Origin of the sequence: Croceibacterium soli, assembly GCF_009828065.1 — a bacterium.
Classification (GTDB): Bacteria; Pseudomonadota; Alphaproteobacteria; order Sphingomonadales; family Sphingomonadaceae; genus Croceibacterium_B; species Croceibacterium_B soli.
Genome location: NZ_WTYK01000005.1, coordinates 171,735 through 198,557, shown reverse-complemented (window position 1 = coordinate 198,557; position 26,823 = coordinate 171,735). Strand labels below are relative to the sequence as shown.

22 protein-coding genes and 1 pseudogene are annotated in these 26,823 nt (G+C 58.7%); 19 read left to right on the top strand and 4 right to left on the bottom strand.

Features of this window, described 5'->3' with window-relative positions:
• Positions 1-253 precede the first annotated feature (253 nt).
• Positions 254-1,660: an aldehyde dehydrogenase family protein gene (locus tag GRI75_RS10395; protein WP_160746907.1), complete on the top strand. Its 1,407-nt coding sequence runs from the start codon at positions 254-256 to the stop codon at positions 1,658-1,660.
• A 241-nt stretch (positions 1,661-1,901) separates the two neighbouring features.
• Here GRI75_RS10395 and GRI75_RS10390 read toward each other — a convergent pair whose 3' ends face one another.
• Positions 1,902-2,531, bottom strand: coding sequence for a TetR/AcrR family transcriptional regulator (locus GRI75_RS10390; RefSeq protein ID WP_160746906.1), 630 nt, complete (start codon positions 2,529-2,531; stop codon positions 1,902-1,904).
• Between the two features lie 737 nt (positions 2,532-3,268).
• On the opposite strand from GRI75_RS10390, the gene GRI75_RS10385 reads away from it, so the two are divergent.
• The 11 genes and pseudogenes from GRI75_RS10385 (at position 3,269) to GRI75_RS10340 (ending at position 18,080) form a co-directional block, all read left to right on the top strand.
• Positions 3,269-3,778: a MarR family winged helix-turn-helix transcriptional regulator gene (locus GRI75_RS10385; protein WP_160746905.1), complete on the top strand. Its 510-nt coding sequence runs from the start codon at positions 3,269-3,271 to the stop codon at positions 3,776-3,778.
• Positions 3,779-4,229: 451 nt separating this feature from the next.
• Positions 4,230-5,393 carry an acyl-CoA dehydrogenase family protein gene (locus GRI75_RS10380; protein WP_160746904.1) on the top strand — a complete coding sequence of 388 codons (1,164 nt, stop codon included), beginning with the start codon at positions 4,230-4,232 and terminating at the stop codon, positions 5,391-5,393.
• 43 nt (positions 5,394-5,436) lie between these two features.
• Positions 5,437-5,796: a hypothetical protein gene (locus GRI75_RS10375; protein ID WP_160746903.1), complete on the top strand. Its 360-nt coding sequence runs from the start codon at positions 5,437-5,439 to the stop codon at positions 5,794-5,796.
• Positions 5,797-5,825: 29 nt separating this feature from the next.
• Positions 5,826-6,566, top strand: a complete 741-nt coding sequence (locus GRI75_RS10370) for an SDR family NAD(P)-dependent oxidoreductase (RefSeq protein ID WP_160746902.1) — start codon at positions 5,826-5,828, stop codon at positions 6,564-6,566.
• A 7-nt stretch (positions 6,567-6,573) separates the two neighbouring features.
• Complete coding sequence (locus GRI75_RS10365; protein WP_202389701.1) at positions 6,574-7,083, top strand: flavin reductase; 510 nt, start codon at positions 6,574-6,576, stop codon at positions 7,081-7,083.
• A 506-nt stretch (positions 7,084-7,589) separates the two neighbouring features.
• Positions 7,590-8,018 (top strand): annotated as a pseudogene (locus GRI75_RS14830) (NAD(P)-binding protein); the annotation flags it as partial.
• Between the two features lie 54 nt (positions 8,019-8,072).
• Positions 8,073-9,521: a hypothetical protein gene (locus tag GRI75_RS10360; RefSeq protein WP_235911459.1), complete on the top strand. Its 1,449-nt coding sequence runs from the start codon at positions 8,073-8,075 to the stop codon at positions 9,519-9,521.
• 28 nt (positions 9,522-9,549) lie between these two features.
• The gene (locus tag GRI75_RS10355; protein WP_160746900.1) at positions 9,550-10,053 is read left to right on the top strand and encodes a cupin domain-containing protein; all 504 of its coding nucleotides are present in this window, start codon (positions 9,550-9,552) and stop codon (positions 10,051-10,053) included.
• Positions 10,054-10,471: 418 nt separating this feature from the next.
• Positions 10,472-12,859 (top strand): TonB-dependent receptor, encoded by a 2,388-nt coding sequence (locus GRI75_RS10350; RefSeq protein WP_160746899.1) that lies wholly within the window; start codon positions 10,472-10,474, stop codon positions 12,857-12,859.
• Between the two features lie 760 nt (positions 12,860-13,619).
• A complete protein-coding gene (locus GRI75_RS10345; RefSeq protein WP_160746898.1) occupies positions 13,620-15,701 on the top strand; it encodes a TonB-dependent receptor plug domain-containing protein in 2,082 nt (693 codons plus the stop codon).
• A gap of 204 nt (positions 15,702-15,905) precedes the next feature.
• Complete coding sequence (locus tag GRI75_RS10340) at positions 15,906-18,080, top strand: outer membrane protein assembly factor BamB family protein (protein WP_160746897.1); 2,175 nt, start codon at positions 15,906-15,908, stop codon at positions 18,078-18,080.
• Between the two features lie 509 nt (positions 18,081-18,589).
• Here GRI75_RS10340 and GRI75_RS10335 read toward each other — a convergent pair.
• Together GRI75_RS10335 and GRI75_RS10330 are read right to left on the bottom strand one after the other, a co-directional pair.
• Positions 18,590-19,402, bottom strand: coding sequence for a 2-keto-4-pentenoate hydratase (locus GRI75_RS10335; protein ID WP_160746896.1), 813 nt, complete (start codon positions 19,400-19,402; stop codon positions 18,590-18,592).
• 24 nt (positions 19,403-19,426) lie between these two features.
• Positions 19,427-19,870, bottom strand: coding sequence for a MarR family winged helix-turn-helix transcriptional regulator (locus tag GRI75_RS10330; protein ID WP_160746895.1), 444 nt, complete (start codon positions 19,868-19,870; stop codon positions 19,427-19,429).
• Positions 19,871-19,930: 60 nt separating this feature from the next.
• Here GRI75_RS10330 and GRI75_RS10325 point away from each other — a divergent pair, with 60 nt between their 5' ends.
• From GRI75_RS10325 to GRI75_RS10310, 4 genes are read left to right on the top strand one after another with little or no spacing between them, the layout of a single operon-like run.
• Positions 19,931-21,085 (top strand): amidase, encoded by a 1,155-nt coding sequence (locus GRI75_RS10325; RefSeq protein ID WP_235911458.1) that lies wholly within the window; start codon positions 19,931-19,933, stop codon positions 21,083-21,085.
• Positions 21,078-21,602, top strand: coding sequence for a nuclear transport factor 2 family protein (locus GRI75_RS10320; protein ID WP_160746894.1), 525 nt, complete (start codon positions 21,078-21,080; stop codon positions 21,600-21,602). Before GRI75_RS10325 ends, GRI75_RS10320 begins: the two co-directional genes overlap by 8 nt.
• Positions 21,603-21,611: 9 nt before the next feature.
• The gene (locus tag GRI75_RS10315; RefSeq protein ID WP_160746893.1) at positions 21,612-22,880 is read left to right on the top strand and encodes an aromatic ring-hydroxylating oxygenase subunit alpha; all 1,269 of its coding nucleotides are present in this window, start codon (positions 21,612-21,614) and stop codon (positions 22,878-22,880) included.
• Positions 22,877-23,392: an aromatic-ring-hydroxylating dioxygenase subunit beta gene (locus GRI75_RS10310; RefSeq protein WP_160746892.1), complete on the top strand. Its 516-nt coding sequence runs from the start codon at positions 22,877-22,879 to the stop codon at positions 23,390-23,392. Before GRI75_RS10315 ends, GRI75_RS10310 begins: the two co-directional genes overlap by 4 nt.
• A gap of 62 nt (positions 23,393-23,454) precedes the next feature.
• On the opposite strand, the gene GRI75_RS10305 is transcribed toward GRI75_RS10310, so the two are convergent.
• Complete coding sequence (locus GRI75_RS10305; protein ID WP_202389700.1) at positions 23,455-24,360, bottom strand: LysR family transcriptional regulator; 906 nt, start codon at positions 24,358-24,360, stop codon at positions 23,455-23,457.
• 83 nt (positions 24,361-24,443) lie between these two features.
• On the opposite strand from GRI75_RS10305, the gene GRI75_RS10300 reads away from it, so the two are divergent.
• Genes GRI75_RS10300 through GRI75_RS10290 form a run of 3 tightly spaced genes read left to right on the top strand, consistent with a single transcriptional unit; the run spans position 24,444 to position 26,818 of the window.
• The gene (locus GRI75_RS10300) at positions 24,444-25,601 is read left to right on the top strand and encodes a muconate/chloromuconate family cycloisomerase (protein ID WP_160746891.1); all 1,158 of its coding nucleotides are present in this window, start codon (positions 24,444-24,446) and stop codon (positions 25,599-25,601) included.
• A gap of 3 nt (positions 25,602-25,604) precedes the next feature.
• Positions 25,605-25,895: a muconolactone Delta-isomerase gene (gene catC / locus GRI75_RS10295; RefSeq protein ID WP_160746890.1), complete on the top strand. Its 291-nt coding sequence runs from the start codon at positions 25,605-25,607 to the stop codon at positions 25,893-25,895.
• Between the two features lie 23 nt (positions 25,896-25,918).
• Positions 25,919-26,818, top strand: a complete 900-nt coding sequence (locus GRI75_RS10290; RefSeq protein WP_160746889.1) for a dioxygenase family protein — start codon at positions 25,919-25,921, stop codon at positions 26,816-26,818.
• Positions 26,819-26,823: the final 5 nt, after the last annotated feature.

Here is a 26,823-nt window from a genome sequence, read left to right as displayed (position 1 = left end):
CGGGAGAAGGATATGGCACCGGGCCTGAGCAGCCGCAGGCAAGCGGCACTATCTGTGAGTACTTCCGCAAGGTCTGGCGGAAGTCGCCGCGTATGCAGAGGCGTGGCCCGCCAGGGTCTTAGATGCTGCGGCACATGGCCGCATCCGGCACTTCACCTTTGATGTAGTTTTCGGAACGTTCGGCAAACCATTCGAACAATTATGGCGAGACGCGGCTGCCGACGCGTCCCGGCCCCAGGGGAGATGAGTAGCTATGGCGGATTACAAGCTCGTGATCGGCGGCGAAGGCGTTACAACTTCGGATCATCTTGACGTCAAGAATCCTGCCACCGAACAGGTTGTCGGACGGTGTCCCATTGCAACGGACGAGCACCTCGACGCTGCAGTCGATGCCGCTGCCACAGCGTTCCTGGCGTGGAGTGTAGTTCCAGACGAAGAGCGCAAGGCGGCTGTCTGCCGAATGGCCGATGTGATTAGGGAGAATTCTGAAGAGCTCGCCGAACTGCTCACACGAGAGCAGGGGAAGCCTCTGAACGGATTGGGTTCGCGTTTCGAGTTGCAGGGTGCCGAGGCTTGGGCGAGGCATACAGCTACGATCGATCTGCCGGTTGAAATCCTGCACCAAGACGAAAGTGGCTCGGTTGAGCTGCATCGCAAGCCCCTCGGTGTTGTCGGATCGATCACGCCGTGGAATTTCCCGCTGATGATTGCGATCTGGCACATCGCCCCGGCGATCCGTACCGGGAACACCGTCGTTCTGAAGCCCTCGCCATACACCCCCCTCAGCACGATCCGAATGGTGGAACTGCTGAATGAGGTCTTGCCCGCCGGGGTGCTCAATGTGGTCACAGGCCGGGATGATCTGGGGCAGAAGATCACGGAGCATGCCGGTATTCAGAAAATCGTCTTCACCGGTTCTTCCGCCACAGGCAAGAAGGTGATGCAGGCGGCGGCTGACACTCTCAAACGCGTCACTCTGGAGCTGGGAGGAAACGATGCTGGGATCGTGCTCCCAGATGCCAACCCCAGCGAAATAGCGGAGGGGTTATTCTGGGGCGCGTTCATAAATAACGGCCAGACATGTGCTGCGCTCAAGCGGCTTTACGTCCCCGACGCCCTTCACGATGAGATCTGCGCCGCACTTGTCGAATATGCCTCAAAGGTCCAGATGGGCGACGGCCTTGATGAAACCAGCATCCTTGGTCCCATTCAGAACAAGATGCAGTTCGACAAGGTGGTCGAGCTGGTTGAAGATGCTAGGGCGAGAGGAGCGCGGATTTTGTGTGGTGGCACCGTTCCAGAGGGCAGTGGATACTTCTATCCGGCAACCATCGTAGCCGACGTCAGCGACGGTTTCCGCCTTGTAGATGAGGAGCAATTCGGGCCAGTGTTGCCGGTAATTCGCTACTCCAGTCTTGATGATGCGATCTCAAGAGCCAACGCTTCTGAGAGCGGCCTCGGCGGATCCGCCTGGTCGTCGGATATTGACCGAGCGAAGCAGGTCGCCAGTCAGCTCGAGTGTGGTAGCGTTTGGATCAACAATCACGGAATGGTCAAACCGTTCGCGCCGTTCGGCGGCGTCAAAGCCTCCGGCATCGGCGTCGAGTTCGGCCGCCAGGGTCTCGAGGAATACACCTCTATTCAGGTCGTGCATTCATAGCATCGTTGGGTACGTACGCCGGCCACGGTTTACCTTGAGCTTCGACGAGCGGACGGATGGGAAAGTCCGGGTTTCACACAGAGCGTTTAGGCGTCGGCCTCCTAGAAGCGAGCTTAGCCAAGCGAAAGGGAGCTCGTGACTTGGAGGCCTCAACCACCACTGGGGAACGTGTGGATCGCTACCGCAGATCTTTCTGACGCATCGCGGGGGGCGCTATGGGCAGGTTCAACAAGTGAGGACATTAGTGGGAAGGCTTCACCGGCAGGTGTCTAGGCAGATAGAGATTTAGGTACGCGATAGTCGCGGCGGCAGCCTCAGCAGCGTCCTCTTCCGTCACTGCGCCACTTCCAAGTACCGAGAGCGAGAAGATCATATCTGCGATCTGAACGGCCCGGAAGAAACGTTCATTAATTCTATCCAGCGGAGGAAGAATGAAATGTTCAGAAATGGAGGTCAGCAAGAAATTGCCAAACCGATAATCCTCGCGGCAAGCCGCATGCTTTATTTCGGCCGCCGCTTTTGGGCCTAGCATTAGCTGGCGAGCCGCTGGATCAGAGTTAAAGAAGTTCCTCGACTCCGTCACAAATTGGATAACGACATCTTCCCACTCTTCTGCCAACTTCGGCTTGCCGTAATTGGCGATCATTTCAAAAGCGATCTCTCTGGAAAGCCCTTTGTACAGCTCGGTCATGTCAGGATAGAAGTGGTATGCTGAACTTACTGGGATGCCGGCCTGATCGGCCACCGCGGAGATGCCAATCTGATCCAAATCTCGATCTTTTAGCAGAGCTCGCGCGGCGGCCAGCAACCTCTGACGCCGGGCGCGGCCGCGCGCCTGAGTATGCTTCATCACTTTTGCAGCTTGCGCCATTGAGAATCCGATTGATGGGTGCGGAGTTGAGGCGGTACTAGCCCGTCCGGCCGCTGGCGTCGACCGCTGGGGGATCGCGAATGCCCGAGTGAGTTGCATTCACGGGAAGCTCAAGAAGCCAAGTTCTACTGGCATGTGCGGGCCAGCCCTCTCCCCATCGGCCCGCCCGACTGGCACCCCGACTTTGAAGAAAGTTGGGGTGCCATTTTCCAAGGGTTGAGCGATGGTGAAGCTTCCAATGCTTGAATGATTGGCCGAAACGGCGCGGGCCCGATGGCCCGGCATGGGGCGGCGATTAGCGTCACTCGGTCGAAGCTGAGCTGACACGACAGGCCCACGCAATGAGTGGCTGCGGCTTCGCTCAGGTTTCAATAAGTTCGCGTTGCAAAGGCTTCTGAGAGCGGTCGTCTCGGGGTCTCCCACATAAGAAGATCAGATCAGTGAACCCATGCATTCTTCGCCTAGAGAACGTCGGTGCGACAGCGACCGGTTTGCCCGCGCTCCGGCCGAAGTCAACCGGTGGACAGGCACCTTCGTGCGCGGAGCGGATGCGGCAATGAGCAGCGTCGCTTTGCCGCTTGTACCCGCGGCCCGTCTTTTTGAGGGCTCCGAATTGCCGCAACGCCAGATCACTTCCAGCTACTCAGAGCCTTCCGCCGGCGGCAAAAGGCTGGATCAGGGTGAGGCGTCTCGGCCATGGCGGGTTGACGTGAACGTGAACGGTGGACTTCTAATTGATGGCGGTGATACGTGGGGCGATCACTGCTGCAGGGGCGCTTAAAGTGGCACGAACATTCAAGGCGGCAGATCCGGTCGATCCTTCCTTCAAAATGGAAGACTGGCCGTTCTACTGGCTAGTTCGAGTCGCCAACCGCTACAGTCTCGAACTCGATACCGTATTGAAGCGGGTCGGCATGGACATGCCCCGGTGGCGAGTTCTGATAATCGTGTCTGAACTGAAGTCACCGAGCGTCAGCTTGATCGCGGAACACGCGGTCATCAAGCTTTCGACGATGACTAAGATCGTGCAACGGCTTGAAATCGACGGGCTGGTAGAGAAGCGTGTGAACGCAGCCGACGCGCGTGTAACTGAAGTGCGCCTCACTCCAGCAGGTGTTGATGCCGTTTCTCGCGTCAGAGTGCTCGCGAGTCGTGTCTTTCACCGCGGATTCGAGGGTTTTGGTCGCGGAGAGATACAGGCGCTCAATCAGCAGCTGCGGCGAATTTTCTCGAACTTTGACAGCTGACCTGGAGCTCTACGGAAGCGCTTCTCGAGGTGCTCGTGGCTCCGGTCTGCCTTGATCCCCTCCGGGTTCGTCACGAGAGATGCATTCGGGTAAGCGCCCCCCTTGATGGATCAAGCTGTGTGGCAAGCACTTACCGGTGATCGAGCGAGTGAACGTCACACGTAAACAAGCGGGGTCATCGATCTCCAAGCAGCGCCGGCCAATGCCTGGATCAGGAGCGGAAGGGGCGTGCGATTTTTGCTCCCCATCATCTGCTCTGATCTGTGTACGTTTCGCCAATCTCCACCGGGCGCGGCGGCGCTGTCCGAGTGACAATTCCGCAGCTAGCGACACAAAATTAGTTGACATTTCCAGTGAATGTTATACACATTCTTTCAAGCGGGGCGCGCGCGTCCCTGTGCGAAGCAAAGCTTGGTCGGAAGGCTTGGCGCCTGTGAAGGAGAGACGAGGGATGAATGCGATTGACGCCAGCTCGGTGTTTAACGTGAAGCCGGAAGAGAGGATCTCCTTGTCAGCACTACTTGACGTAGTTCGCGAGCGGCGCGTCGAGTTTACCAGGGCCCAGCAGGTCGCGCCGGATGTCGTTGAGCTGATGCGACGCGCCGGGATCTTCCGCGCACTAGTCGCACGTCGGTTTGGTGGCGATGAGATGACGCCCGCCGAGTTCATTCAAATTATCGAGCAGATTGCCGTGGTTGATGGTTCGGCGGCCTGGGTGGCGAGCTTCGGTCATGCGTCAGCTTACATCGCAGCATTGCCGGTTGCGACGCTCGAGAGGATTTATGAGAACGGACCAGACGTCAGCGTCTGTGGCGCGCTTTTTCCGCCCCACAATGCCAAGGCAGTCGATGGCGGGCTCGAGGTTTCGGGCCGCTGGAAGTTCGGTAGCGGCACTTCGACCGCTGACCTGGTTGGAGTGGGCATCAAAGCCGAAGGCGTTGATGACGGCGGCGCACCGCGCATGGCATTGATGCCGCGCGACAAGGTTACGATCGTCCCGAACTGGGACGTCAATGGGCTATGTGGCACCGGCAGCCATGATGTCGTCGTAGATAAGGTGGTTGTCCCGGTGGAGTGGACCTTCATCCGCGGGAGTGCGGCAAATCTAGATGGGCCGCTCTTCCGATATCCAGTGATGGCGCTCGCTGCGCAAGTGCTCGCGGTTGTCGGACTTGGCGTGGCGCGATCCGCGCTCGATACGCTGATCGAGATGGCAGGTGGCCGCGGCTCCATCACGGGTGCTCCGGTTCTAGCTAACCGTGCTTATGTTCAAAGCGAGGTAGCGCAAGCCGAGGCCGCTTTGCGATCAGCACGCGCCTTCTTTTACGATGCGGCTGAGGACGCCTATGCAACACTCGTCGCCGGCGAGCCCCTGCCGCTCGACAAGGTCAACCTGCTGCGGCTGTCTTCCACCCACCTAGCCAGAGTTGGGGTCGACGTAGCGCAGACCGCCTATCGGCTCTCCGGCACGGCGGCTATCTATACTGACCATCCGATCGCTAGGCAGTTCAACGACGCGCTAGTGGTTGCACAGCATGCCTTTTTATCGACTGGGACTTGGCAAAGCGCAGGGCAGATTCTGCTTGGCCTTGAAAGCCCTCCGGGGTTCCCCTGAGAGCCCTGCGCGCTGACTGCGCATTTGCGAGAAGGAACCTACGATGACCGACCAGCCTAAGAAACTGCGCGTTCTGTTTTGCAGTGCCGTGACCCAGAATTTCTTTGACCTGCCTCCTTCCGAAGTTCCCGCCGTGTGGGCTGGGGTTGCCGAGATGCTGAAGGGCATCCGCGATCTCCCAGGCGTTGAAGTGCTGGGGACAATCGACGACGACGAAACGATGGTTGGGACGTCCCCGAATGGCTGGCCCTGGACCTTCTACATCCTGGCCGACGCACCTGATCGTGAGACTGTCGTGGCGGCCTGCAATCTGTTTCGGATCACGCCGGTCGGCGAACACCGCCTGTGGCGCTACATGCGCGTAGAAGCGCGCATCGGACGAGAGCTGGTTATCCCTGAGTAGTGCTTCTGGCTTGCTGAAAGGGCAACAGAATGAGTCAAGTGGTGGTGGTAACCGGAGCCTCGCAGGGGCTTGGAGCGGAGATAAGCCGCGCCTTCCATGCAGCGGGGTCTCGGGTCGCGCTCGCAGACATCGATGAGGAGGGCGCCACCGCGCTCGCGCGGTCTCTTGATCCGCAAGGCGAAACGGTGCTGCCCATCTCTCTCGATGTGAGGTGTGGAGATAATTTCGAGCGGGCGCGCGATGCCATCATCGATAAGTGGGGTGCGGCACATGTCCTGGTGAATAACGCCGTTGTTACGGCGGCTAAGCCCGTGCTCGACATTGCACCCGCCGAATTCGACGAGGTGATGGCTATCAACGTACGCGGCACGTTCCTCGGCAGCCAAGTGTTCGGCCGACTGTTCAAAGCTGCCGGTTATGGGCGCATAGTCAACATCGCCTCGCTGGCGGGCCAGAATGGCGGCACTGCAACGGGCGCTCATTACGCGGCTTCTAAGGGAGCGATCATCACGCTCACGAAAGTGTTTGCCCGCGACCTTGCCTCCTTCGGGGTCACAGTCAACGCTATCGCCCCCGGGCCACTCGACCTGCCATCGGTACGACGCACGGTCTCCGCCGAGCTGCTCCCCCAGCTCATAGCGGGTATTCCGGTCGGAGTTCTTGGTGACCCTTCTTTCATCGCCGACGTCGCCGTTCAACTGGCGGAGCCCCGTGCAAGTTTCGTGACTGGCGCGACCTGGGACGTCAACGGCGGACTTTACATGCGTTGAGGTTAGTATGAGTGATCAAAACAGCCAGCTTATCTTCCGAGAAGCCATGGCTAGACTTGGAGCCGCGGTGAACCTGGTCACCACAGATGGTACTGCGGGGCGCCATGGAATGATCGCCTCTGCTGTCTGCAGCGTCACCGATGAGCCTCCAACGATACTTGTCTGCGTGAACCGCAAGTCTGCCGCGAACGGAAAGCTGAAGGCTAACGGATCCTTGTGCTTGAACATATTGACCAAGAATCACCGGCCGGTCACCGACCAGTTTTGCGATCGGTCCTTGTCGATCGATGAGCGGTTTGGTGAGGCGGATCGCTGGACCACACTGGCGACGGGCTCGCCCGGGTTGCGCGGCGCGGCGGTGATCTTGGACTGTCGTATCGACGAGATATCGGAAGTCGGAACGCACAGTGTCTTCTTCTGCCACGTGATCGACGTGCGCTTAGGAGAGAAAGAAGACGCCCTGATCTATTTCGATCGGAGTTATCACAGTCTGGCGTCGCTGAACGAGATGCCTTAGGCTTCGTGGTTGAATAGCCGTGTAACGGTGGGGATAGGCGGTGTTTTGGCGTAATTCTTAGATGCTGCTGCATCCAAGTTGCTTGAGGGTGCACTAATAATGCTTGTGCAGCGCTTGGCTATCGCGGTTTCACCAGATTTTTGGTGATACTTGATCTTGCTCCAGTTCGGGTTGGCCGCGTGAAGTTCTCATGCATTCGAAGGCGCTGGCGCGGCCGGCCCAGAGATGCCGCTCGATCAATTGCGCAGCTGCACCGGAACTCCCGCACAACGGATAGTCCAGAGTAGTTCGAAGATCTGCCACGCTTTGTCGAATTCTGGCCGGATGCACACCGGTGAAGGGGCCGCAGATTCTCATGAGAGATCGCAAGCATGAGCGCAGACTCTGCGGAACTACACGCCTCAGAGCGAATAGTTGACAATTCACGTGCATAGTCTATCTTCAGATTTCGTGATCGGCAGCAGTTAGCATCAAATGGCGCCCGGGGCGCGCAGCGGGAGTAGGATATGAGCCAGTCTGATAAGCCCAGCATCGGGCGCCGGGACTTTCTTCAAGGCACTGCGCTCGCGGTGGGTGCCACTCTTGTGCCTGCTGCTGTGCATGCGCGTAGCGCATTGGAGAGCGGCCCAGACGGCACGACCCTAACGCCGCTACAGCGTGCTGGCATATCCCAACAGGACCCTGGGTACTACCCGCCCCGCCTGACTGGAATGCGCGGAAGTCACGCTGGCTCATATCCGGTCGCGCACCAGTTGCGCGACGAAGGTGGTTGGACTGGCGAGGAGGGCAGAGATACGGGCGAGCGATACGATGTGGCCATCGTCGGTGCGGGCATTAGCGGAATGGGTGCCGCCTATGCTTACCGTCGCAAGCATCCTAGCGCTAAGATTCTGGTTCTCGATAATCATGACGACATCGGCGGTCATGCCAAGCGAAATGAGTTCGACGTAGATGGTCATCATCTGATCGGATACGGGGGTTCGCAGAGCATGATGACAACTTATCCGGCTGAGGCGCTGTCACTGCTCTCCGAGATAGGTATCGAGCTCCGCCCCTTCACAGGTTATTGGGATCTGGACTTCCGCCGTCGTCACGACCTCATGACCGGCGCGTTCTTTGGGAAGGAGTCATTCGGGCGCGATCACCTTACTCGAGGCACGGTCGATCTGCCGCCTGCGCAGGTCTTTGCAGAAGCGCCGATAAGCGAGCAGGCGAAGAAGGATCTAATCCGGATATTCACCCAGAAGGTTGATTACCTTAAGGGCATGACCCTCGAAGAGAAGTTCGCGCTCCTCGCTAGCATCACGTTTGAGGATTTCCTCACTAAGCACGCCAAGGTAGATGCGGATGTCGTGAAGTTCTTTCACTCGATTCCATGCGAGGTAAGTGGAATTGGCTCTGATGCGAGCTCCGCCCTTTTGGCGCTAACTGCCGGAACATTCACTCAAACGTATCCCGAGCCGATCTCCATGATGTGGAATCTTCTCGAAGGAATGCATCTAGGGATCACGCCCGGCGATGCCTACGGCTACGTCTGCCACTTTCCGGACGGCAATGCAGGTATTGTACGCGGCATTGCGCGCGCGCTAGTCCCGGAGGCGCTGCCCGGAAGCACCATGGAAGATCTTGTCACGGCGAAAATGGACTATGCTCTGCTGGATAAGCCGGATTCAGCCGCGCGGATCCGCTTGAACAGCACAGTTGTAAAGGTCGCAAACATCGGCAGCCCTATGACTGCTCGCGAAGCGGAAGTCACCTATGTCAGGAATGGCGAGGTTGAGCGGGTACGCGCAGGCGGTGTGGTGATGGCTTGTTATAATATGATCATTCCGCGCATCATCACGGATTTGCCGCAGGAGCAAAAAACCGCGTTGGAGTATCCGGTTAAAGTTCCATTGGTATACACGAACGTAGCTATTCGGAATTGGAGGGCGATCAAATCCCTAGGGGTTGATCAGGTTTACTGTCCGAATAGCTTCTACTACACTGTGATGATGGATTTCCCGGTCAGCATGGGGGAGTATCGGTTCACTCAGTCCCCGGATGAACCCGCATTGCTTCATCTTGTTACGCACATTCCTACTCCTCGAGGCATCCCCCCTCGAGATCAGCGGCGCGCCGGGAGGTACTTCCTCTATTCCACGCCGTTCGAGGTATTCGAGCGCAATGCGTACGATCAGCTGGATCGGATGTTCGGTGCTGGCGGATTCAATTCCAAGCGGGATATCGCTGCTATTACCGTCAATCGTTGGCCGCACGGCTATGCAGACTCGCTGACGGGGCTCGACGATCCTGCATGGGCGCCCGGCGAAGCGCCGAACATCGTCGGACGGCGCAAGTTTGGCCGTGTTACGATTGCCAACTCAGATGCTGGAGCGAACGCAGAAGCTGGTGAGGCCATCGTTGAGGGCATTCGCGCTGTCAACGAACTCGGGTGAGACTTCAACTTAACAAGTGGAGAAGGACATGAAGATGACCAACGGATTGAACGGCCGCATTCAACCTGGGGCGATATTCAAGAAGGGTGTCTCACTGATAGTCATCGGCTCATTCGCGGGCAGCTGCGCAACGCTCGCCACTCAGCAGGTTTTGGCCCAATCGGCCGCTCAAAGTGAGCGCATTATCGCACTTCCCAAGGGTATCGCGATCGAGAAGAAGGACCCTATGCCGAGCCTCCCGGGCAAGGATGCTTCGATCGGCGGGACAGTAGAGGCGTACAGTGCCGGAGGCGGCGCTTTCCAAGTCGGAGTTTGGGAAGGTACGGCCGGAACAGTTCCAATTGATGGCTATCCGGTTGACGAGTTCATGTTCGTCGAGGCGGGCTCCATAACGTTCACGAACGAGTCGGGCTATTCTCAGACGTTCGAGGCAGGGGATTCCTTCGTCCTCCCCAAAGGTTACCGCGGTTTTGCAGTGCAGCCGAGTACGTTCCGAAAGCAGTATGTTACTTTCAGCGGTTCCGCCGACTGACTGCACTAGCTGCTGCGAATGCGGGGACGTAGGCAGCTGAGCTGCCTCGTGGGGGGCGGCGCATGCTGGTCGTTACAGACCAGGCCCGCTTCCCGCCTTCTCTGCATCCGCGTCGAACGACGAGCTTTCGGCTTTTAGCAGGCCCTTGCTCGAACACGCCGCGGGATTGCCGGCGAGACGAACAGGTGCGCCTTGTCTGCGGTGGTCCCGGCGTGAACGGCAGGTTCTCGACATCGGCTCCGGCACTGTAAGAACTTACTTGACTATTCACGTTAAAAGTATATTGTTGAGATCTAAATGCGGTAAGTCGCTCAATAGAGGAGTTCGGGAGACGCGGTCTGGGGAGGGGGTGCTCCTCGTTCGGCCCAACGACTCTCCCGCACGAGGATGACTTCGCGAGGCTTGGGAGGTTGATGCTATGAATAAGGGTTTCCGTGCGGCGCTGATCTGTTCTTCGGCATTTCTGCCCGTCCTCAGCCCCTCTGCGTTCGCTCAGGAGGTCCAATCGGATGCCGATGGCGCCGACGCTGGCCTTCAGGGGGTTGCAGCGGAGGAACGATCCCCAGCGGATAGCTTCGGCGGCGATATCGTTGTTACCGCGCGACGTACATCGGAGCTCATAAGTGATGTTCCGATCAGCATTAGTGCGTTCTCGCAAGAGAAGATGGACGTGCGAAGCGTAAAAACATTTGAGGACATCGCAAACATAACTCCGGGCGTTGCCATATCGGGCGGTAATCGGATTTCGATTCGCGGCGTTATCCCTGGTGGAAATGCGGGCACGACGGGCATCTATATCGATGACACGCCCATCCAGGTCTATTCAGCTAGCTTTGCGACCGATGCTCTTCCCCTGCTTTTTGACCTTGAGCGAGTCGAGGTTCTTCGCGGCCCGCAAGGAACGCTGTTCGGCTCCGGTTCGATGGGCGGAACGATTCGCTACATCACCCCACAGCCGGATCTGACCGGACATTCAACGTACGCTCGAGCAGAAGTGTCGGCCCTTCAAAGCGGAGGAGTGAGCTACGAGGCCGGGGTCGCCACTGGAGGTCCGATCGTCGCTGACCGGCTGGCCTTCCGAGTGAGCGGCATCTTTAGGCGGGACGCAGGATGGATCGATAGAGTCGATCGCCGCACGGGAGAGGTCATAGATGAGGATCATGACTGGCAGCGCACATATGTCCTCAGGGGAGCTCTGACTTGGGCGCCCATCGATGGCCTTGAGATCACGCCTGCGATACTTCATCAGAACCGTTTCCAGCATCATTCGGGATCTTACGCAGACACGGGGCCGGACGTTGCTTGGGAGGGGTTCTCCGACCCAAATCGCGGTATTTACCGCAATGGCGCGCGCATCGAGACCCCGGGTCGGGATCGTCTCACTCTCTATAGCTTGGCGGTCGAGTATGATCTTGGACCGGTTAGCCTGTTCTCGAACTCGTCATATTATGACCGGAAGAATCGCAATGTTACCGATGCTTCGATGTTCGAGGCAGCGCTTTTTGGCCTTGTAACCTCTACCGGTCCGGCAGTTCCAGGCGTAGCGGACTACGACTCGCATGGTGTTGCAGCAAATACGCAGAAGACGCTCACACAGGAAGTGCGCCTGCAATCCAACACTGATGGACGTCTGAGCTGGGTGGTCGGAGCGTTCTACCAGAAGAACAAGCAGTTCAACCAGGAGCTCGTCATGGCTCCCTCCTTGGATCAACTGATTGGAAACACCTTCGGCATGACGGTGGTCGAGTTTTTCGGGCAGCCCCTGTTGCCTGGAGATGTGGGCATCGACATATCGCTCTGGCATGAGCCGTCACAGATCGCCGGCTTTGGTGAGATCAGTTTCGATTTGACCGATCGGCTTTCGCTTGCTGCCGGAGTCCGGATTGCAGAGTCCAAATACACTTATCGTAATTACTCTAATGGCCCGTATAACAACGGCCTCAATGAGCAGTCCGGGAGCACAAAAGAAAGTTCAGTAACTCCCAAGTTCAGCGCGAACTACGACGTCAATGATGACATCATGGTGTATGCGACGGCGGCCAAAGGGTTCCGCGCCGGAGGGGCGAACCAACCAATCCCGCTTGATCAGTGCAGCGGGGAGTTGAATGACCTTGGTCTCACTGGGCAGCCCGCTTCCTTCGAGTCAGACAGCGTGTGGAGCTACGAACTAGGTACCAAGAGCAGGATCGCTAGGGGGCTCAACGTCGCGGCAAGTGCATATCACATTGACTGGACGAACATCCAGCGAGGAGTGGCGCTGCCCCTTTGCGGGTTCGGCTTTACGACAAATCTCGGAAGTGCCCGCATCCGCGGCTTCGACCTGCAGGCCGACGCTCGTCTGACGGATAACCTGACGATGGGAGTCGCAGTGGGGCACGTGAACGCCCGCTTCCAAGAGACGATCCCCCTTGCGACTGGAGAGAATCTCGTGACCGAGGGGGACCGAGTGCCTGTCTCGCCCTGGACCGTCAGTCTCAGCGGAGATTATGTCGTGCCAATCGGGTCCAATGAGGCATATCTGCATGCTGAATACAACTATGCCGCAGACTATCGGGGGCCGTTGGTTAGCGAGAACCCACTGAATTCGTCCTTCGATCCAGATAACTTCCCGCAGCCGTCCATCCAGCGTGCTTCGATCCGAAGCGGCGTCCGCTTTGACAATCTCGATGTCTCACTATTCGTGAATAACTTGTGGAGTTCGCGTCAGCTTGTTGCGCGAGAGAACCAACAGTTGGGAAGCCCAGCTTACTTTCAAACCTTCCTCCGGCCGCGGACTATCGGCTTGACGGTGTCCTACAGGCGATAGGTGCCGCACCGGCACGTCTTCTGAGGTCTGAGGTGAAGTGCTCCGCCGCGGCAAAGAGCAAGGAGGTCGCGCGATATCACATCGTTTCACCCGCCTTTGCCTCAGAAACAGTGCCGCCCATGCGTCGGACTTCTTTCCGCTGCGCGGCAGGAGGTGCACTGTACACTCGGGCGCTGCCAGCGACGCGGGCAGCGCGGGTCGCAAAGAAGACCAGACATGCGCCCCGCCAGCGGCTGCGCCGGCGGAGCGCTCAACCCGGCTCGTGGAGTTTGACCCCGCAATTTCGATCACGGCACGAGAGGAGGCGCCCCATGTCCGGGCTTGGGAGCGCAATCCGTAAAGGGTGACACGTTCCTCATCCCAAAACGTTTCAGGGCTGTAGCAAAGATGCACGAGGCTCTGAGGAAGCAATACGTGTGGTTCGGCAGCGCAGACAGCAGCCCATCTGGGGTGAGCCTGGCGAGCAGGGCGGGGCAGGGGGAGCGCTGCCCAGGACGGTCTGGTGAGCAAACGATATCGAACCGGCGGAGCACTGGCTTAATTTAGTGAATGCGGTGCGAATGCCTGCCGGCCCCCAGCAGCGAGTTTGATGAAGAGGTTTCGGACGGCTGTCCCTACCTAGCGCAGACGCCACCAGCCACGCCAAGTGAACTGCGGCGGCGGAGCGCGGGTGCAGGGACAGGTGCTAGTTGAGACACTCCCGCCGGTCTCCTCAAAGGGCGCATGACGGGTCTGGGGAGCTGAAAGTAGGGCAAGTGAAATGACCATCCGATCTCTCATCGGGCTTGGGATCTCGGCTGCGATTGCCTGGCCTGTGCCTGCGGTAGCTCAGGACCTCGGCGGATCAGTGGCTGGCGCAGTGCCAGCGACGGCGGGAGCAAAGCAGGTCTACACGGTCGAGGACTTCACTCGCTTCTCGCCTAGGACTGCCTACGACATGCTTTCGCGCGTGCCGGGCTTCTCCATTCGCTCCTCAGATCGGGAACGCGGCCTGGGTCAGGCTTCGGAGAACGTTCTAATCAATGGACAGCGCGTCGCTAATAAGAGCGGCGGGGCCGTCGACGAGCTGCAGAAAATCACTGCCGTCAGTGTCGTACGGATCGAGATTCTCGACGCGGCAAGCACCGGCATCGCCGGCTTGTCCGGCCAGGTAGCCAACGTCATCGTTCGCCAGAAGCAGTCCAGCGGCCAGTTCGAATGGAATCCGGAGGTCCACGCACGCTACGCAAAGCCAAACCCGTTCCGGGCGAATGTCAGCTACTCAGGCAAGGCCGGATGGCTCGACTATACGCTTTCGGTTCGCAGCGAGGGGGAACGCGATGGTTTCGGCGGTCCAGTCGCAATCACCGATCCTTCAGGTAATCTAATTGAGACGCGGGAGCAGCATAATCATTCGAAAGGCGATCTGGTAACCTTCGAGGTTAAGTCGGGTGTCGCCGGTCCGGGAAGCTCGGAAGGCAATCTGACACTAGCTTACACACCTTATTGGTTTCCCAGCTACAATCGAGAGCGCCGTGCGCCTGTGAGCGGCGTGGACTACACCCGCTTGACCGTAGAGAGCATGAACGGCTACTACATCGATGTAAGCGGCGATTATAGGTTCGGGCTCGGACCCGGCAGGCTCAAGCTGATCGGCTTGAGGCATTTCGATCGGGAGCCGTTCGATGTGGTTCAGGTTAGTTCTTACGACGACGCCTCACCCGACGATGGCATTCGCTTCTTGCGCGACAACCGGATTGGCGAGACGGTAGTCCGGGCGGAGTACGCTTGGAAAGGCGGAGTGGACAATTGGCAGGTCTCGCTCGAGCGCGCATACAACTCGCTAGACCAGCGCGGTTCGCTGTTTCTTCTCGGAGCTGATGGCGAGTTCGGAGAGGTTCCCTATCCCGAGGGCAGTGGTCATGTCGTCGAAACCCGCCATGAGGGCATCGTCAGTTGGAGCCGACCGCTCGGCTCGCAAGCCGACGTCCAGATCGCAGGAGGGGCGGAGATCTCCGAACTTGCGCGTTTCGATAGCGACATCAAGCCGCGCAAGTTCTTCCGTCCGAAAGGAAGCGTCACACTCGGCTGGCGGCCGAGCGAAAAATGGGACTTGAGCCTGCGCTTGCGCCGCCGGGTGGGGCAAATCAGCTTCAACGACTTCCTTGCGCAACCCAATTTGGAGGAGGAGCGGGAGAACAGCGGCAACCCCGACCTTGTTCCACCGCAAAGCTGGGAGAGCGAGGTCGAGGTCAGCCGAGATTTAGGTGCCTGGGGGCAAGGGAGAGTGCGGCTCTATGCTCATCTAATCGGGGACATTGTCGACATCATTCCGGCGAGGCTCGATGGTGAGACCGTCGGCAACTTGCCAAGGGCGCGGCGCTTCGGGCTGGAATGGATTGGCACACTTCAAATGGACCCGCTGGGCCTCGAGGGTGCGCGACTCGATCTGAACGTTCAGATCGAAGACAGCAGCGTGCGTGATCCGCTGTCGGGCGACAAGCGGCCGATCAGCAATAATCTGAGGGACCGATGGGAGACAACCTTCCGACATGATATGCCAAACAGCGATTGGACCTGGGGCATCTCGCTTAAGCACGACCGATCGGAAAAGGACTACTATCTCACCGAGATCAACGACAGCTGGGAGGGGCCACTGTTTGACGACGTGTTCATTGAGAACAAGAACGTGATTGGCCTCACTGTACGGGCGACGGTAAGCACTTCATTGTTCGCCCGCCACCGATCAGAGCGGACGGTCTACGATGGGCGTCGACTGCGGGATCCGACGCTTTATCATCAGTCTAACCATCAATCGATTGGCCCGATCTTCAGACTGCTTGTGAAAGGATCGTTCTCATAGCGCCAAATCCCAAGCGCGTCGGGGGATTCCCGATCTGCCCTGTGGAGGGAGGCCGACGTGCTGAACGCCGCTGAACTTTGGCAGAGTTGTCGGGCTCGAAGACATTCTCGGAGTAGGCTCAGATATTCAAGGTTGACACTCCCAGCGGCTAAGCGAATACTCGAATTGTTTCGAGTCCTGAAGCGGGCGCTGGGAGAGAAAGTAATGGCAAAGAAGCCAAATCAGTCAGGCACAGGCAGCAGCATCGAACGGGACACCTTGCAGCATGTTACTGCCGCACAGGGCCCGTTGCGACGTCTTCGTGGGCGCCCGATCCTGTCCGGGCTGGTGCTGGGGGCGCTTGCTGCAGGGCTTGCCCTGCCTGCTGTGGGTCAGAATGCGGGCGTGCCAGGCAAAGTCTCCGCCGGTGCTGTCGATGCCGCGCGCGTGCTGGCCGAGGCTACTCGCGGCGATAACTGGCTCGTCAACGGTCGCGACTTCGGCTCGAGCCACTTTAGTCCGCTTCGGGATATCACCGACCAGAATATCGAGAACATCGGGCTCGCGTGGTCCGCCGACATTGACAGCGCGGTTGGGATGGCCACTGAGCCAATCGTCGTCGATGGCATCATCTACGTTACAGGCTCGCTGAACCGCGTGTTTGCAATCGACGCCACATCCGGACGTCAGTTGTGGAAGTACGATCCAAAGATCCGCCTGGATCAGGGTATGATGGGGTCATACACCGCCCGTATCCCGCGAGGCGTCGCCGTCTGGGAAGGCAAGGTGTTCCTAGGGACTGGCGACTGCCGGATGATCGCGATTGACGCTCAGTCCGGCGAGCAACTCTGGGACAAAGCTGTCTGCGACCCTAATCAAACGGGGATCACTGGTGCGCCCCGAGTCGGCGGTGGCAAGGTTTACATCGGCTATTTCGGCTCCGACACGGGAACGCGAGGCGCGATAGTCGCGCTCGATGCAAACTCCGGCGACTTAGCTTGGCGCTTCTGGAACACCCCGGGCAACCCGGCAGAGGGTTTTGAGAGCAAAGCGCATGAGATGGCGGCGAAAACCTGGGCGGGCGACGAATGGTGGAAGGGAGGTGGCGGCGCCGCCTGGGAGTCCATTGTGTACGACGAGTCCACCGGGCTCCTCATCTATAGCACAGCCGGCCCGTCGACGGGTCTGGGGGGCGTCATTGAGACGAGCGGTGATCGGCTTTTCTCTAGCGCTGTCGTCGCGCTGAATGCGGATACGGGCGAGTATGCGTGGCATTACCAGCCCGGCACCGTCCTCCCCGAGAATCCGCCTACTGAGGTCTTTCACGTCATCGTGACCGATCTGATGATCGAAGGTGCGAAGCGCCGTGTGGTGATGACGATGCCGCGGTGGGGTGGGTTCTTCGTCATCGATGCGAAGAACGGGGAGCTCATTTCCTGGAAATCACTGGCGGACCGACCGGCCGAGCAGAAAGGGCCACCGACGTCGGATGGCCACATGCGGAATATGGTTGGCAAGAACTGGTGGCCGATGAGTTACAGTTCGCTTACGGGGCTTGTCTACGTGCCTGTATACGAATCATCGAGCAACTCTCACCAGCACGGCCTCGCCGCAGGCGGCATTGGGCAACTCATCGCCTGGGATCCAGTGAAGCAGGCGGCAAAATGGTCGGTCGCTCAACGGCTGCCCATCAATGGCGGTGTCCTGTCGACTGCCGGGAATCTCGTGTTTCAGGGGGAGGCCACGGGTGAGTTCGCCGCGTATGAGGCCGGGACGGGACGCAAGCTTTGGTCGATCGACACAGGCTCTGCCATCCAGGGCGTCCCAGTAACCTATCGCGTTAAGGGCGAGCAGTACATTCTGATCCCTGTCGGCCTTGGTTCGGGCACATTGCTGTTCGACGGGGCGAGCGGTCTCTCGACCCTGAAGTCGAGGTACGGACCTTCGCGTCTCCTCGCCTTTAAGCTAGGTGCGAAGGCACCGTTCCCATACCCCGAGGTTGTGGTGCCTCGGGTCCCGGAGCCACCTGTTCAAAGGGCGAGCGCCGAGATGATTAAGCAAGGAGGGGAGGTGATGACGAAATTCACCTGCTGGGGCTGTCATGGGGGCTTTGAACTCGATGGTGTCGGCGCATGGGTTAAGAATGGCGCGGTTCCGGACCTACGCTACATGCCAAAGTATGCACACGATCTGTTCCTCGGAATAGTGATGGGGGGTAGCCGCCGGCAACAAGGGATGCCCGGGTTCGCTGATGGGCATGTCAATTGGCCCATCGCCGACCAGATGACAGTCGGCGAAGCGAGAGCGCTTCACGCGTTCCTGATTGATCTACAGTGGAAGGCCTACCGCGAGGACCAGAAACGGCTGGCCGGGGAGCAATCGAGCACTGGAACGCACTAAGGCTTGCGGGGGACCTTGGCTGACGCCTGCCATCCGATGAGGAAGTTCGCTTTGCTCCTCACGAGGCTTGAGACCTGATCAGCTTAGAACTCTAGGTCGACCGCGCGGCCGCCGAGCAGGCAACTGAAAGGGGGGCAGCGCGACTAGCACCATCTCGGTTGAACCCGCCGCGCCATCTGTGCGATCGTCTCTGCACGGGTGTCAAGGATTGCGTTCGCGGCGTGCTGACCGGCAGCATGAAGGTACATGTTACCGCGAAAGCCGCAGGGGTCAGCAGTGTCAGCGGATCGGCGCCACCCAGAGTGTACTCTCAGGTAGGCCCAGTGCGCGTGACAAAGACCAGTTCCTTCGCCGACATGCAGCTTACGTGTCGAGCGTACACGTGAAGTATGTCCTCCGTTCGATCCAATCCGAGGTTGACGACTCCTTGGTCCATTGAACGACTAAGGCGTGGTCCTACGAGCGCTATATCTACCAACGCTCAGCTGCTGCAGAGGTCGTCCACAACATCACTTTAGCATGTGCCAAGAGTTATCGGGTTTCTGAGCAACTGTTTCGCATAGGACCGATCCTCCTGGATTGAATTCGGCTTTGCAGCGCACGCCTATGCCCACTTCGTGAACGCCCGTGATAGCGCCCGTGGACAGTAGCATTCCGTCGAAGATGCCTTGTCGGAGCTGTGTGAGCTTGTTGAGAGCAAAAGCCACTGCGGCTAGTGGACCGCCTGGGAGATTTTTCGACGACGCCGGACCGAACACAAAATCGCCGATCGCCACCTTGCAACTTACTTGCTCTGGGTCAGTTCCTCGAAGCTCTGGCCCAATCACTAGGCCATTATTGTTTCCGAATCCGGCGATCGACGCGAGAGGGCCCAGATCGTTGATGGCTGATAGAGGGCTGCCTGCATACTCGATGCCGATATGCCATCGCGCTATTGATCGGGCACAGTTCTCGGCCGTCCACAACCCACGTGGCGGTATGACTGGTCCTCGGATCACAGCGATGAGCTCCGCCTCCAGAGCTGCGAACCCATTCGGCACGATCGGGAATTCGACGTGCTCGGCTGAAGCATGAACAATCGTGTCTGGAAATATCGGGCCGACAAAGCGGTCTTCGCCAAGGCGCTCCTCTAGTTCGCCGACGATGCGTCCGATTTTCCAGCCAGCAACTGGCCGGCCCCAAACATCGATACCGGCCTTTTGAACTCGGTACGCTTCAGCGAGACTAGTAGGTAGAATGCCCGGATACGCGTTACAGCACTTCGCGCTAGCGCGGAGCCTAGCAAAAGCTTGCGCTGTCTCAGTGATACTCTTCTCGATCATATAGCGACGTCCATTTACATGTGGTCAGCGAAGGTTATCTGCCAATTCACTCAGCAATTCGTTGAGCAGTGCAGCGCTTGATTCAGACATGCGACCGAAGGCGCGAGTGTAAACATGCTGTGCAGCATCATTAGCTATGGGCGCCAGAGCGCGCCCCTTCGCAGTAGTAGTCACTTCGGTCACTCGCCTATCCACCGTGCCTTCGCGTGTTGTGACGAGCCCGTCAGCCTTCATTCGGTTGACGGTCTTGGTCATCGTCGACAGCTTCGTGTTCGCCTGAGACGCTAACTCACTGACTGAGAGCCAATGGTTTTCTGCCAGAACCATGATGACCCGCCAAGACGAAGGATCGAGTCCCGTCCCCTCAAGTGCGGAGTTCAGAGCATCTAGATACCGCACATTCGCACGGATCAACCAGTAGAATGGCCAGGCGTCGAATGAGAGATCGCTCTGCTTAGGTGCTTCCATACCTCTCCTCACCGCGTTCCTCATGAGGCATAATAGTTGACCATTCACGTGAATCACCCTATGATCACGTCCATGTCAAGCTCCTGCGCATCAGTTTCGGACACGCTGGCCTTCATCGTCGATGTGGATGTGGGGGAGGGTGAATTGCGCGTCGCAGTGAAGGACTGCCTTGATATAGCGGGTTTCCGCACTAGCTGCGGTAGCCAAGCTTTCGCGAACGCTCCGCCGGCGCGCGAGAATTCTGCGGTCGTTCAAGCTTTGCTCGACCATGGTTGCCGGATTGTCGGCAAGGCAAACATGCACGAGCTTGCCTATGGCGTTACCGGCGTGAATGCCTGGACGGGAACTCCTTTAAACGTCAATTTCCCAGAGAGGATCCCGGGCGGGTCTTCAAGCGGCCCTGCCGTCGCGGTAGCTGCGGGACTGGTCGATTTCTCGATCGGGACGGACACCGGCGGCTCTATTCGTGTGCCGGCAGCGTGTTGCGGGGTATTCGGCCTGAAGCCGACTTTCGGCGCCGTCCCTCGCATCGGTGCTCAGCCCCGCGAAAGCTCGTTAGATTGTATCGGACCGCTGGCGCGTGACATGTCCGGCATCTCTGAGGCCATGCGTATGATCTCCCCTGGATTTGAGGGCGGCCCATTCTCCGGTCGTCCGAAGTTGGGCAGGGTCTTGGTGAGCGCAGACAGGCGCGTCGATGAGGCTGTCGATGCGGCTCTTGGCCGTGCCGCGGTAGATGTCCAGCCCGTGGAGCTCGCAAGTTTCGATGAGGCGTTCATGGCGGGCCTGACCATAATGGGCGCGGAGATGGCTCCATTGTTCGGTCACTTGTGCGGAACTGGCCTGCTCGGCGCGGATATCGATGGTCGGCTCAGTGCGGCTTCCGCTATCACGCGAGAGCAGGTGGCGGAGGCTGAAGCCGTGCGCCGGCGCTTTGCTGCTGAGGTGGACGAGGCGATCAAGCATTTTGACGCGCTCGTTACCCCCGTCCTGCCTGGTATTCCGCCACTTCTCGCCGATGCGGGCGATGCCCAGGCGGCGCTCCAGCTTACAAAATTCGTGCGTCCCTTCAATCTGTCCGGCCATCCGGCATTGAGCATTCCTGCCCCCACTGCGGATGGCCTGCCGGCGGCGGTCCAGCTTGTTGGAGGTAAGCATCTAGATGCGAAGCTGTGCGCGATCGGCGAAATCGTCGCGGAGGCCCTCCATGAATGAGCGTTCCGCTATCCAAGAACTAACCTCCCGTCTTGAGCAATTAGAAGCCGAAAAGGCCGTTCGCGCCGTCATGGCACGCTATATGGAACTTTGCGATGATCTGGGGCCGGCTACTCCGATGGACGAACTCGGAGAGCTCTTCGCGCAAGATGCTGTTTGGGCCGGAGTTGGGCCGAGGTATGCGGCGACCTTCGGCGGTTACGAAGGACGAGATGCCATTGTGGCGATGCTCGGCCGGTATCGTGGTCCGCCGCCGCACTTCGCGATGAACGCCCATTTTCTTTGCTCTGAGAGTATCACGGTCGATCGCGAGAGCGCGCGCGGAAGTTGGATGATGCTGCAGGCCTCCACCTACGCTGACGGGCGTTCTGATTTGCGCTCCGCACGCCTTCGCGTTCGCTTCGTTCGGGAGCAAGGCGAGTGGCGCATCAGTCGTTTCGAAACTGAGAACCTGTTCAGCAGGGCAGTAGAACGCTGGGATGATCCCACGCCAGTTCCCGTCCCAGCGAAATCATAGGAGATTGATATGGACATCAAAGTGCGGGAATTACGCGACGTCAGCGACCTCGTACAACCTGACCGTTTTGACACTTCGCTCTACACTGATCCTGAGATCTTTGACGCGGAGATGGATCGAATCTTCAAAGGTACTTGGGTGTGGGTCGCTCATGCTAGCGAAGTGCCAAACAAGGGACACTTCGTAAAATCCTTTGTCGGCAAGGAGCCGGTAATTGTCGTGCGCGACAAGACTGGGCAAGTTAACGTCCTGCTCAATCGCTGCCGCCATCGCGCGGCCTCCGTTTGCGAGCAAAAGCGCGGCAAAACCAGTGTCTTCGTCTGCCCTTATCACGGATGGAGTTACGCGCTAGACGGTAAGCTGCGCGCAGTGCCGCATGCGTCGGTTTATGGTGACGACTTCAACAAAGCGGATTTTCCGCTAGTATCACTTCGTGTCGAAGAATATGCGGGAATGATCTTTGCAACCTTCCGCGCGGACATAGAGCCCCTCGTCGATTTTCTGGGGCCGGCCAAGAAATGGATCGACTTGTTCATGAAGCAGGGGGCCGGACACCCCGTTAAGACGCTTGGCGAGCATCGGTTTCGGTTCAGCGGTAATTGGAAGATCCAGCTCGAAAATACTACGGACGCCTACCACTTCCCCATCGTCCACAAGACTTTCCTCGATTCGCTCGATGCCGACACTAGCAATGTTTTCGATGTCCTTGGGCAGGGCGGCTGGGTCGAGGATCTTGGCAAGGGCCATAGCGTCATGGTGATGATCCCTGCCTTGGTGGATCTAGAGGAAAACCTCGAAGACGAGATACCAGAGCGCTTTCGCGAGTTGGCGGATGAATTGCGAAGCGAAGGATATGAGGAGGGGGAAGTGCGCAAAGTGGTGCGCGCAGTCGGAGGGAGCGGGTTCAATCTGAACCTGTTCCCTAACGTCGCGTGTTCGATGGCATTCTTCCGCGTGCTGCGTCCCATCTCCGTGGACGAGACCGAGATCCGGCATATAGCTATTGGAATGGACGGCGGTCCCGAAGCAGGAAACCGCGTGCGTATGCGATTGCACGAGCACTTTCAGGGACCCATGGGTTTTGGATCGCCAGATGATGCTGAAGGCTGGGAGCGTGTGCAGCGCGGCGCGGCCGCGGGCGAAGATGTTCATGTTCTGGTGAACCGCGGGATCGATCCGTTGATTGGTCACGTGGCCGGGAGCAACGTCACTGACGTGAGCGCGGAAACCGGCATGCGGGCCGCCTATGCTCAGTGGAAAAGGATGATGAGCGCATGAGCACCTTGGAGAAAATCGGTCCCGCTATAGCACGGGAGGGCGTGATCACGCTGCAGGAGGCGGCTGAGTTCATCTGGCGCGAGGCAGAACTGCTAGACCGCCAGGAGTATCAGGAATGGCTTTCCCTTTGGCTCGATGAAGGGCTCTACATCGTACCTATCGAGCGCGACCAAGGTGACAATGCTGCCAAGCTGAACGTTCTTTATGATGACGCCGAGATGCGCAAGGCGCGGGTCAAACGCCTGAAAAGCGGGTTCTCTATTTCATCGGCTCCCTCGGCCCGTACAGTACGTACCACCTCGCGCTTTGTGTTAAGCGCGGGCGACGAGGCGAGCGTGGAAGTGCGCTGTGCGCAGCACATCGTCGAGTACAAGTTCGAGAGGACCCGCGTGCTTGCTGGTGACGCCACATACCGCTTGGTGCGACGTGCTGGTGAGCTGAAGATGGAGCGCAAAGAAGTGCTGCTTATCAACTCCGACGACGCACTTTGGGGGGTCGGCTATCTGATCTGAGGCCCGCGAATCTCCGGCCGTCTACGTGAGCGCCACTCATCATGTTCATCTGCTGAGGTCCGTCACTTCTGTGGCGGATCTGTTCCCAGAACAGTCCGAGCGATCGTCCTGAACTGCTCTGCTTCTGCACTGTCGTCGCTGAGCCGCTGGCTTAAGATGATGGGCGATGTCGCATCGGTGTGGGCAATCGGGCGATAAGCGAGATCATCTCTTTGCAGATGCTGCATTGAGGACGGCACAATCGCCACACCTGCCTGCGCGGCGACCAATCCAAGTGCGGTCTGAACTTCGCGCACTTCGACCACCCGAGCCGGCCGACTGCCGTGATCCCGGAAATGGCTCAATACCTGATCCGCATAGCTAGGGCGAGGCTGACTGGGGTAGACAATCAGAACCTCATTTGTCAGCGCATGTATCGGTAGCGGGTGTGAGGCGCGCGCGAGCTGGTGGTCGGCCGGGAGGGCTGCGAACAACGGTTCATTGTGCAAGATTTCGCGTCGGATGGCAGGGTCGTCGATCCGCACGCGACCTAGGCCGGCATCAATGCGCCCGCCCTTCAGGGCGTCCACCTGTTCAAGCGTGATGAGTTCGACCAATTCGACTTCAATCGTCGGATTGTGCCTTCGGAACCTGCGGATGATGCGCGGCATCTCGCCATACATAATCGAGCCTACGACCCCGATGACGAAGCGTTTTTGCTGGACCGAGCGGATCCTCGACATCGATTCTCTCAGTTGCTCTACGCTAGAGAGGATCTGCGCGGCCTGCTCGTAGAAGACGCGACCCGCTTCCGTCAGACGCACAGGCCTGGTTTGTCGGTCGAAAAGGACGATGCCCATCTCGTCTTCTAGCGCTTTAATCTGCCGGCTGAGCGGCGGCTGCGCTATTCCCAGCCGCTCGGCTGCGCGGGTGAAATTGCGCTCCTTAGCGACGGTTTCGAAGTAGCGAAGTTGGCGAAGCTCTATCATACCTATCTGGTATTATATCGGACCTAGTAAGTCTTTCCGTTGGCTCCGGCAAGCCTCTATGTAAGCGTCATGGGAGGCTTGAAATGATCACCATTGCCGAAATCGAGGCGATCCTGATCGATGTTCCGACGATTCGGCCTCACGTGCTGGCGATGGCGACGATGCATCACCAGACGCTTTGTCTGGTACGGATCACCTGCTCCGATGGTATCACGGGCATTGGCGAGGCGACCACGATTGGAGGCCTATCATACGGTCCTGAGGCGCCTGAGACGATTAAGCTTGCGGTTGACACCTATTTTGCGCCGGCCCTTATTGGGGAGGATGCCACTAAGCCGGCGTTGGCGATGGAGCGCCTAGGACGCCATATCGTCGGCAACAACTTTGCCAGGTGCGCCGTGGAAACGGCACTCTTTGACGCGCACGGTAAGCGCGCTGGCCTTTCAATAAGCGAACTGCTGGGTGGACGAGTGCATGATCGCTTGCCGGTACTGTGGACATTGGCAAGTGGCGATACGGCTCGTGACATCGATGAGGCTCAGAAGATGCTCGCGTGTCGGCGGCATGATGCTTTCAAGATAAAGATCGGTAAGCGCCCTATCGAGGAGGACGTGGCCCATGTGGCAGAGATCAAACGGGCCCTCGGCTCTCACGCCTCCATTCGCGTCGACGTGAACATGGCTTGGAGTGAGTTGGAGGCCCGCCCTGCGCTAGCGATGCTCGCCGACGCGGGCTGCGATCTTGTAGAGCAGCCGATCCATCGATCGAACCGAGCCGGTATGGCGCGGCTCGTGGCGCGCTCGGATGTACCGATCATGGCAGATGAAGCGCTAAATGGCCCAGCTAGCGCCTACGATTACGCCAGCGCGGCGGCTGCCGATGTTTTTGCCGTGAAAATAGAGCAATCGGGCGGCCTGATCGCTGCGAAGCAGGTGCAGGCAGTGGCAGATGCCGCGGGCGTGGGGCTTTATGGCGGAACAATGCTCGAAGGCGCGGTTGGCACGATCGCTTCGGCTCATGTCTTTGCAACGTTTCCACGACTGGCGTTTGGAACGGAGCTCTTCGGCCCGCTTCTACTCACCGAAGAGATTTTGCAGCAGCCCCTCGACTATCGCGAATTCGGCCTTGAAGTGCCCGTGGGGCCGGGCTTGGGGATCGCGTTGGATGAAGACCGCATCTCCTTCATGCGTCGAGACGCATCGCGGCGCACTATCAGCATCGCAGCGGGCGAAAGGGGCTAACGTATGCTTTTCAAAGTTGAAATGGATGTAAATGTCCCGGTCGGCTACGATCAAGAACGGCTCGAAGAGCTCAAGGCAGCTGAAAAGGCGCGCTTCCAAGATCTGCAAGCAGCCGGTACTTGGCGCCATATTTGGCGAGTGGTTGGACAGTATAGCAACGTGAGTATCTTCGATGTAAGCGACAATGCTCGCCTGCATGAACTTATTACGACGCTTCCGCTCTATCCGCTCATGGATGTGCGGATCACACCACTATGTCGCCACCCGTCGTCGATCCATCCCGACGATCGCTGACAAGTATCTTTCGGAGAGAGGCTATGAATAAGAACTTCGTCCAAACCGATGCGGTCCAGCAGTTACTCGATCGTGCAGCCGGCATCGACCGAGAGGGGGGGGACAAGCGGCTTAAGGGTGTCGCCCGGGATCTCGTCGAAGCTGTGATGCAGGTCATTGTGAAGTATGATGTCACTGAGGGCGAGCTCTGGCAGGCCATCAAGTTCCTCCAGGAAGGTGGCGAGGAGTTCGGGCTTATCGTTCCTGGTATCGGCTTAGAGCACTTCATGGATTTGGTGACAGACGAGCGTGACCGCGAAGCCGGGCGTACCGGCGGTACTCCGCGGACTATCGAAGGGCCGCTGTATGTTGAGGGTGCGCCGTTGGTCGAAGGAGATGACGTCAACTTAACGAGCGATCCCGATGATACGGGAACGCTGTACATGACCGGACAAGTCAAAGGCCCGGATGGCGAGCCGGTGCAGGGTGCCATTCTCCATGTCTGGCATGCAAACTCCAAGGGGTTCTACTCACACTTCGACCCCACAGGTGAGCAGACGCCGTTCAACAACCGTCGGCGCATAAAGCTGCGGGAGGATGGGCGCTACAGCTTCCGCTCTAAACTCCCCTCGGGCTACAGCGTTCCGCCCGGTGGAGCGGCCGATCGCTTGATGAAGGTGCTAGGGCGCCACGGCAACCGGCCTGCGCATGTCCACTTCTTCGTAGAGGCGCCTGGGTACCGCACGCTCACCACGCAGATCAATTTCGGTGACGATCCGCTCGCGCAGGACGACTTCGCCTTTGCAACGCGAGAGGGTCTGCTGCCGACGCCAAATCGGCAAGGTGAAAACGCCTTCGTAGCGTTCGACTTTGAGCTTCAGCGGGCGGCGTCTGCAGACGATGAGGCGTTCTCTACTCGCCCCCGCGCGATTGCAGAAGCGTAGCGCCG

What these genes read in the sequence shown, in the direction of transcription:
- GRI75_RS10305 (WP_202389700.1), bottom strand. Translation starts at nt 24,360, where the DNA reads ATGATAGAGCTTCGCCAACTTCGCTACTTCGAAACCGTCGCTAAGGAG.
- catC (WP_160746890.1), top strand. Translation starts at nt 25,605, where the DNA reads ATGCTTTTCAAAGTTGAAATGGATGTAAATGTCCCGGTCGGCTACGAT.
- GRI75_RS10365 (WP_202389701.1), top strand. Translation starts at nt 6,574, where the DNA reads ATGAGTGATCAAAACAGCCAGCTTATCTTCCGAGAAGCCATGGCTAGA.
- GRI75_RS10355 (WP_160746900.1), top strand. Translation starts at nt 9,550, where the DNA reads ATGAAGATGACCAACGGATTGAACGGCCGCATTCAACCTGGGGCGATA.
- GRI75_RS10345 (WP_160746898.1), top strand. Translation starts at nt 13,620, where the DNA reads ATGACCATCCGATCTCTCATCGGGCTTGGGATCTCGGCTGCGATTGCC.
- GRI75_RS10300 (WP_160746891.1), top strand. Translation starts at nt 24,444, where the DNA reads ATGATCACCATTGCCGAAATCGAGGCGATCCTGATCGATGTTCCGACG.
- GRI75_RS10330 (WP_160746895.1), bottom strand. Translation starts at nt 19,870, where the DNA reads ATGGAAGCACCTAAGCAGAGCGATCTCTCATTCGACGCCTGGCCATTC.
- GRI75_RS10310 (WP_160746892.1), top strand. Translation starts at nt 22,877, where the DNA reads ATGAGCACCTTGGAGAAAATCGGTCCCGCTATAGCACGGGAGGGCGTG.
- GRI75_RS10315 (WP_160746893.1), top strand. Translation starts at nt 21,612, where the DNA reads ATGGACATCAAAGTGCGGGAATTACGCGACGTCAGCGACCTCGTACAA.
- GRI75_RS10375 (WP_160746903.1), top strand. Translation starts at nt 5,437, where the DNA reads ATGACCGACCAGCCTAAGAAACTGCGCGTTCTGTTTTGCAGTGCCGTG.
- GRI75_RS10320 (WP_160746894.1), top strand. Translation starts at nt 21,078, where the DNA reads ATGAATGAGCGTTCCGCTATCCAAGAACTAACCTCCCGTCTTGAGCAA.
- GRI75_RS10370 (WP_160746902.1), top strand. Translation starts at nt 5,826, where the DNA reads ATGAGTCAAGTGGTGGTGGTAACCGGAGCCTCGCAGGGGCTTGGAGCG.
- GRI75_RS10350 (WP_160746899.1), top strand. Translation starts at nt 10,472, where the DNA reads ATGAATAAGGGTTTCCGTGCGGCGCTGATCTGTTCTTCGGCATTTCTG.
- GRI75_RS10360 (WP_235911459.1), top strand. Translation starts at nt 8,073, where the DNA reads ATGATGACAACTTATCCGGCTGAGGCGCTGTCACTGCTCTCCGAGATA.
- GRI75_RS10390 (WP_160746906.1), bottom strand. Translation starts at nt 2,531, where the DNA reads ATGGCGCAAGCTGCAAAAGTGATGAAGCATACTCAGGCGCGCGGCCGC.
- GRI75_RS10335 (WP_160746896.1), bottom strand. Translation starts at nt 19,402, where the DNA reads ATGATCGAGAAGAGTATCACTGAGACAGCGCAAGCTTTTGCTAGGCTC.
- GRI75_RS10325 (WP_235911458.1), top strand. Translation starts at nt 19,931, where the DNA reads ATGATCACGTCCATGTCAAGCTCCTGCGCATCAGTTTCGGACACGCTG.
- GRI75_RS10380 (WP_160746904.1), top strand. Translation starts at nt 4,230, where the DNA reads ATGAATGCGATTGACGCCAGCTCGGTGTTTAACGTGAAGCCGGAAGAG.
- GRI75_RS10290 (WP_160746889.1), top strand. Translation starts at nt 25,919, where the DNA reads ATGAATAAGAACTTCGTCCAAACCGATGCGGTCCAGCAGTTACTCGAT.
- GRI75_RS10395 (WP_160746907.1), top strand. Translation starts at nt 254, where the DNA reads ATGGCGGATTACAAGCTCGTGATCGGCGGCGAAGGCGTTACAACTTCG.
- GRI75_RS10340 (WP_160746897.1), top strand. Translation starts at nt 15,906, where the DNA reads ATGGCAAAGAAGCCAAATCAGTCAGGCACAGGCAGCAGCATCGAACGG.
- GRI75_RS10385 (WP_160746905.1), top strand. Translation starts at nt 3,269, where the DNA reads ATGGCGGTGATACGTGGGGCGATCACTGCTGCAGGGGCGCTTAAAGTG.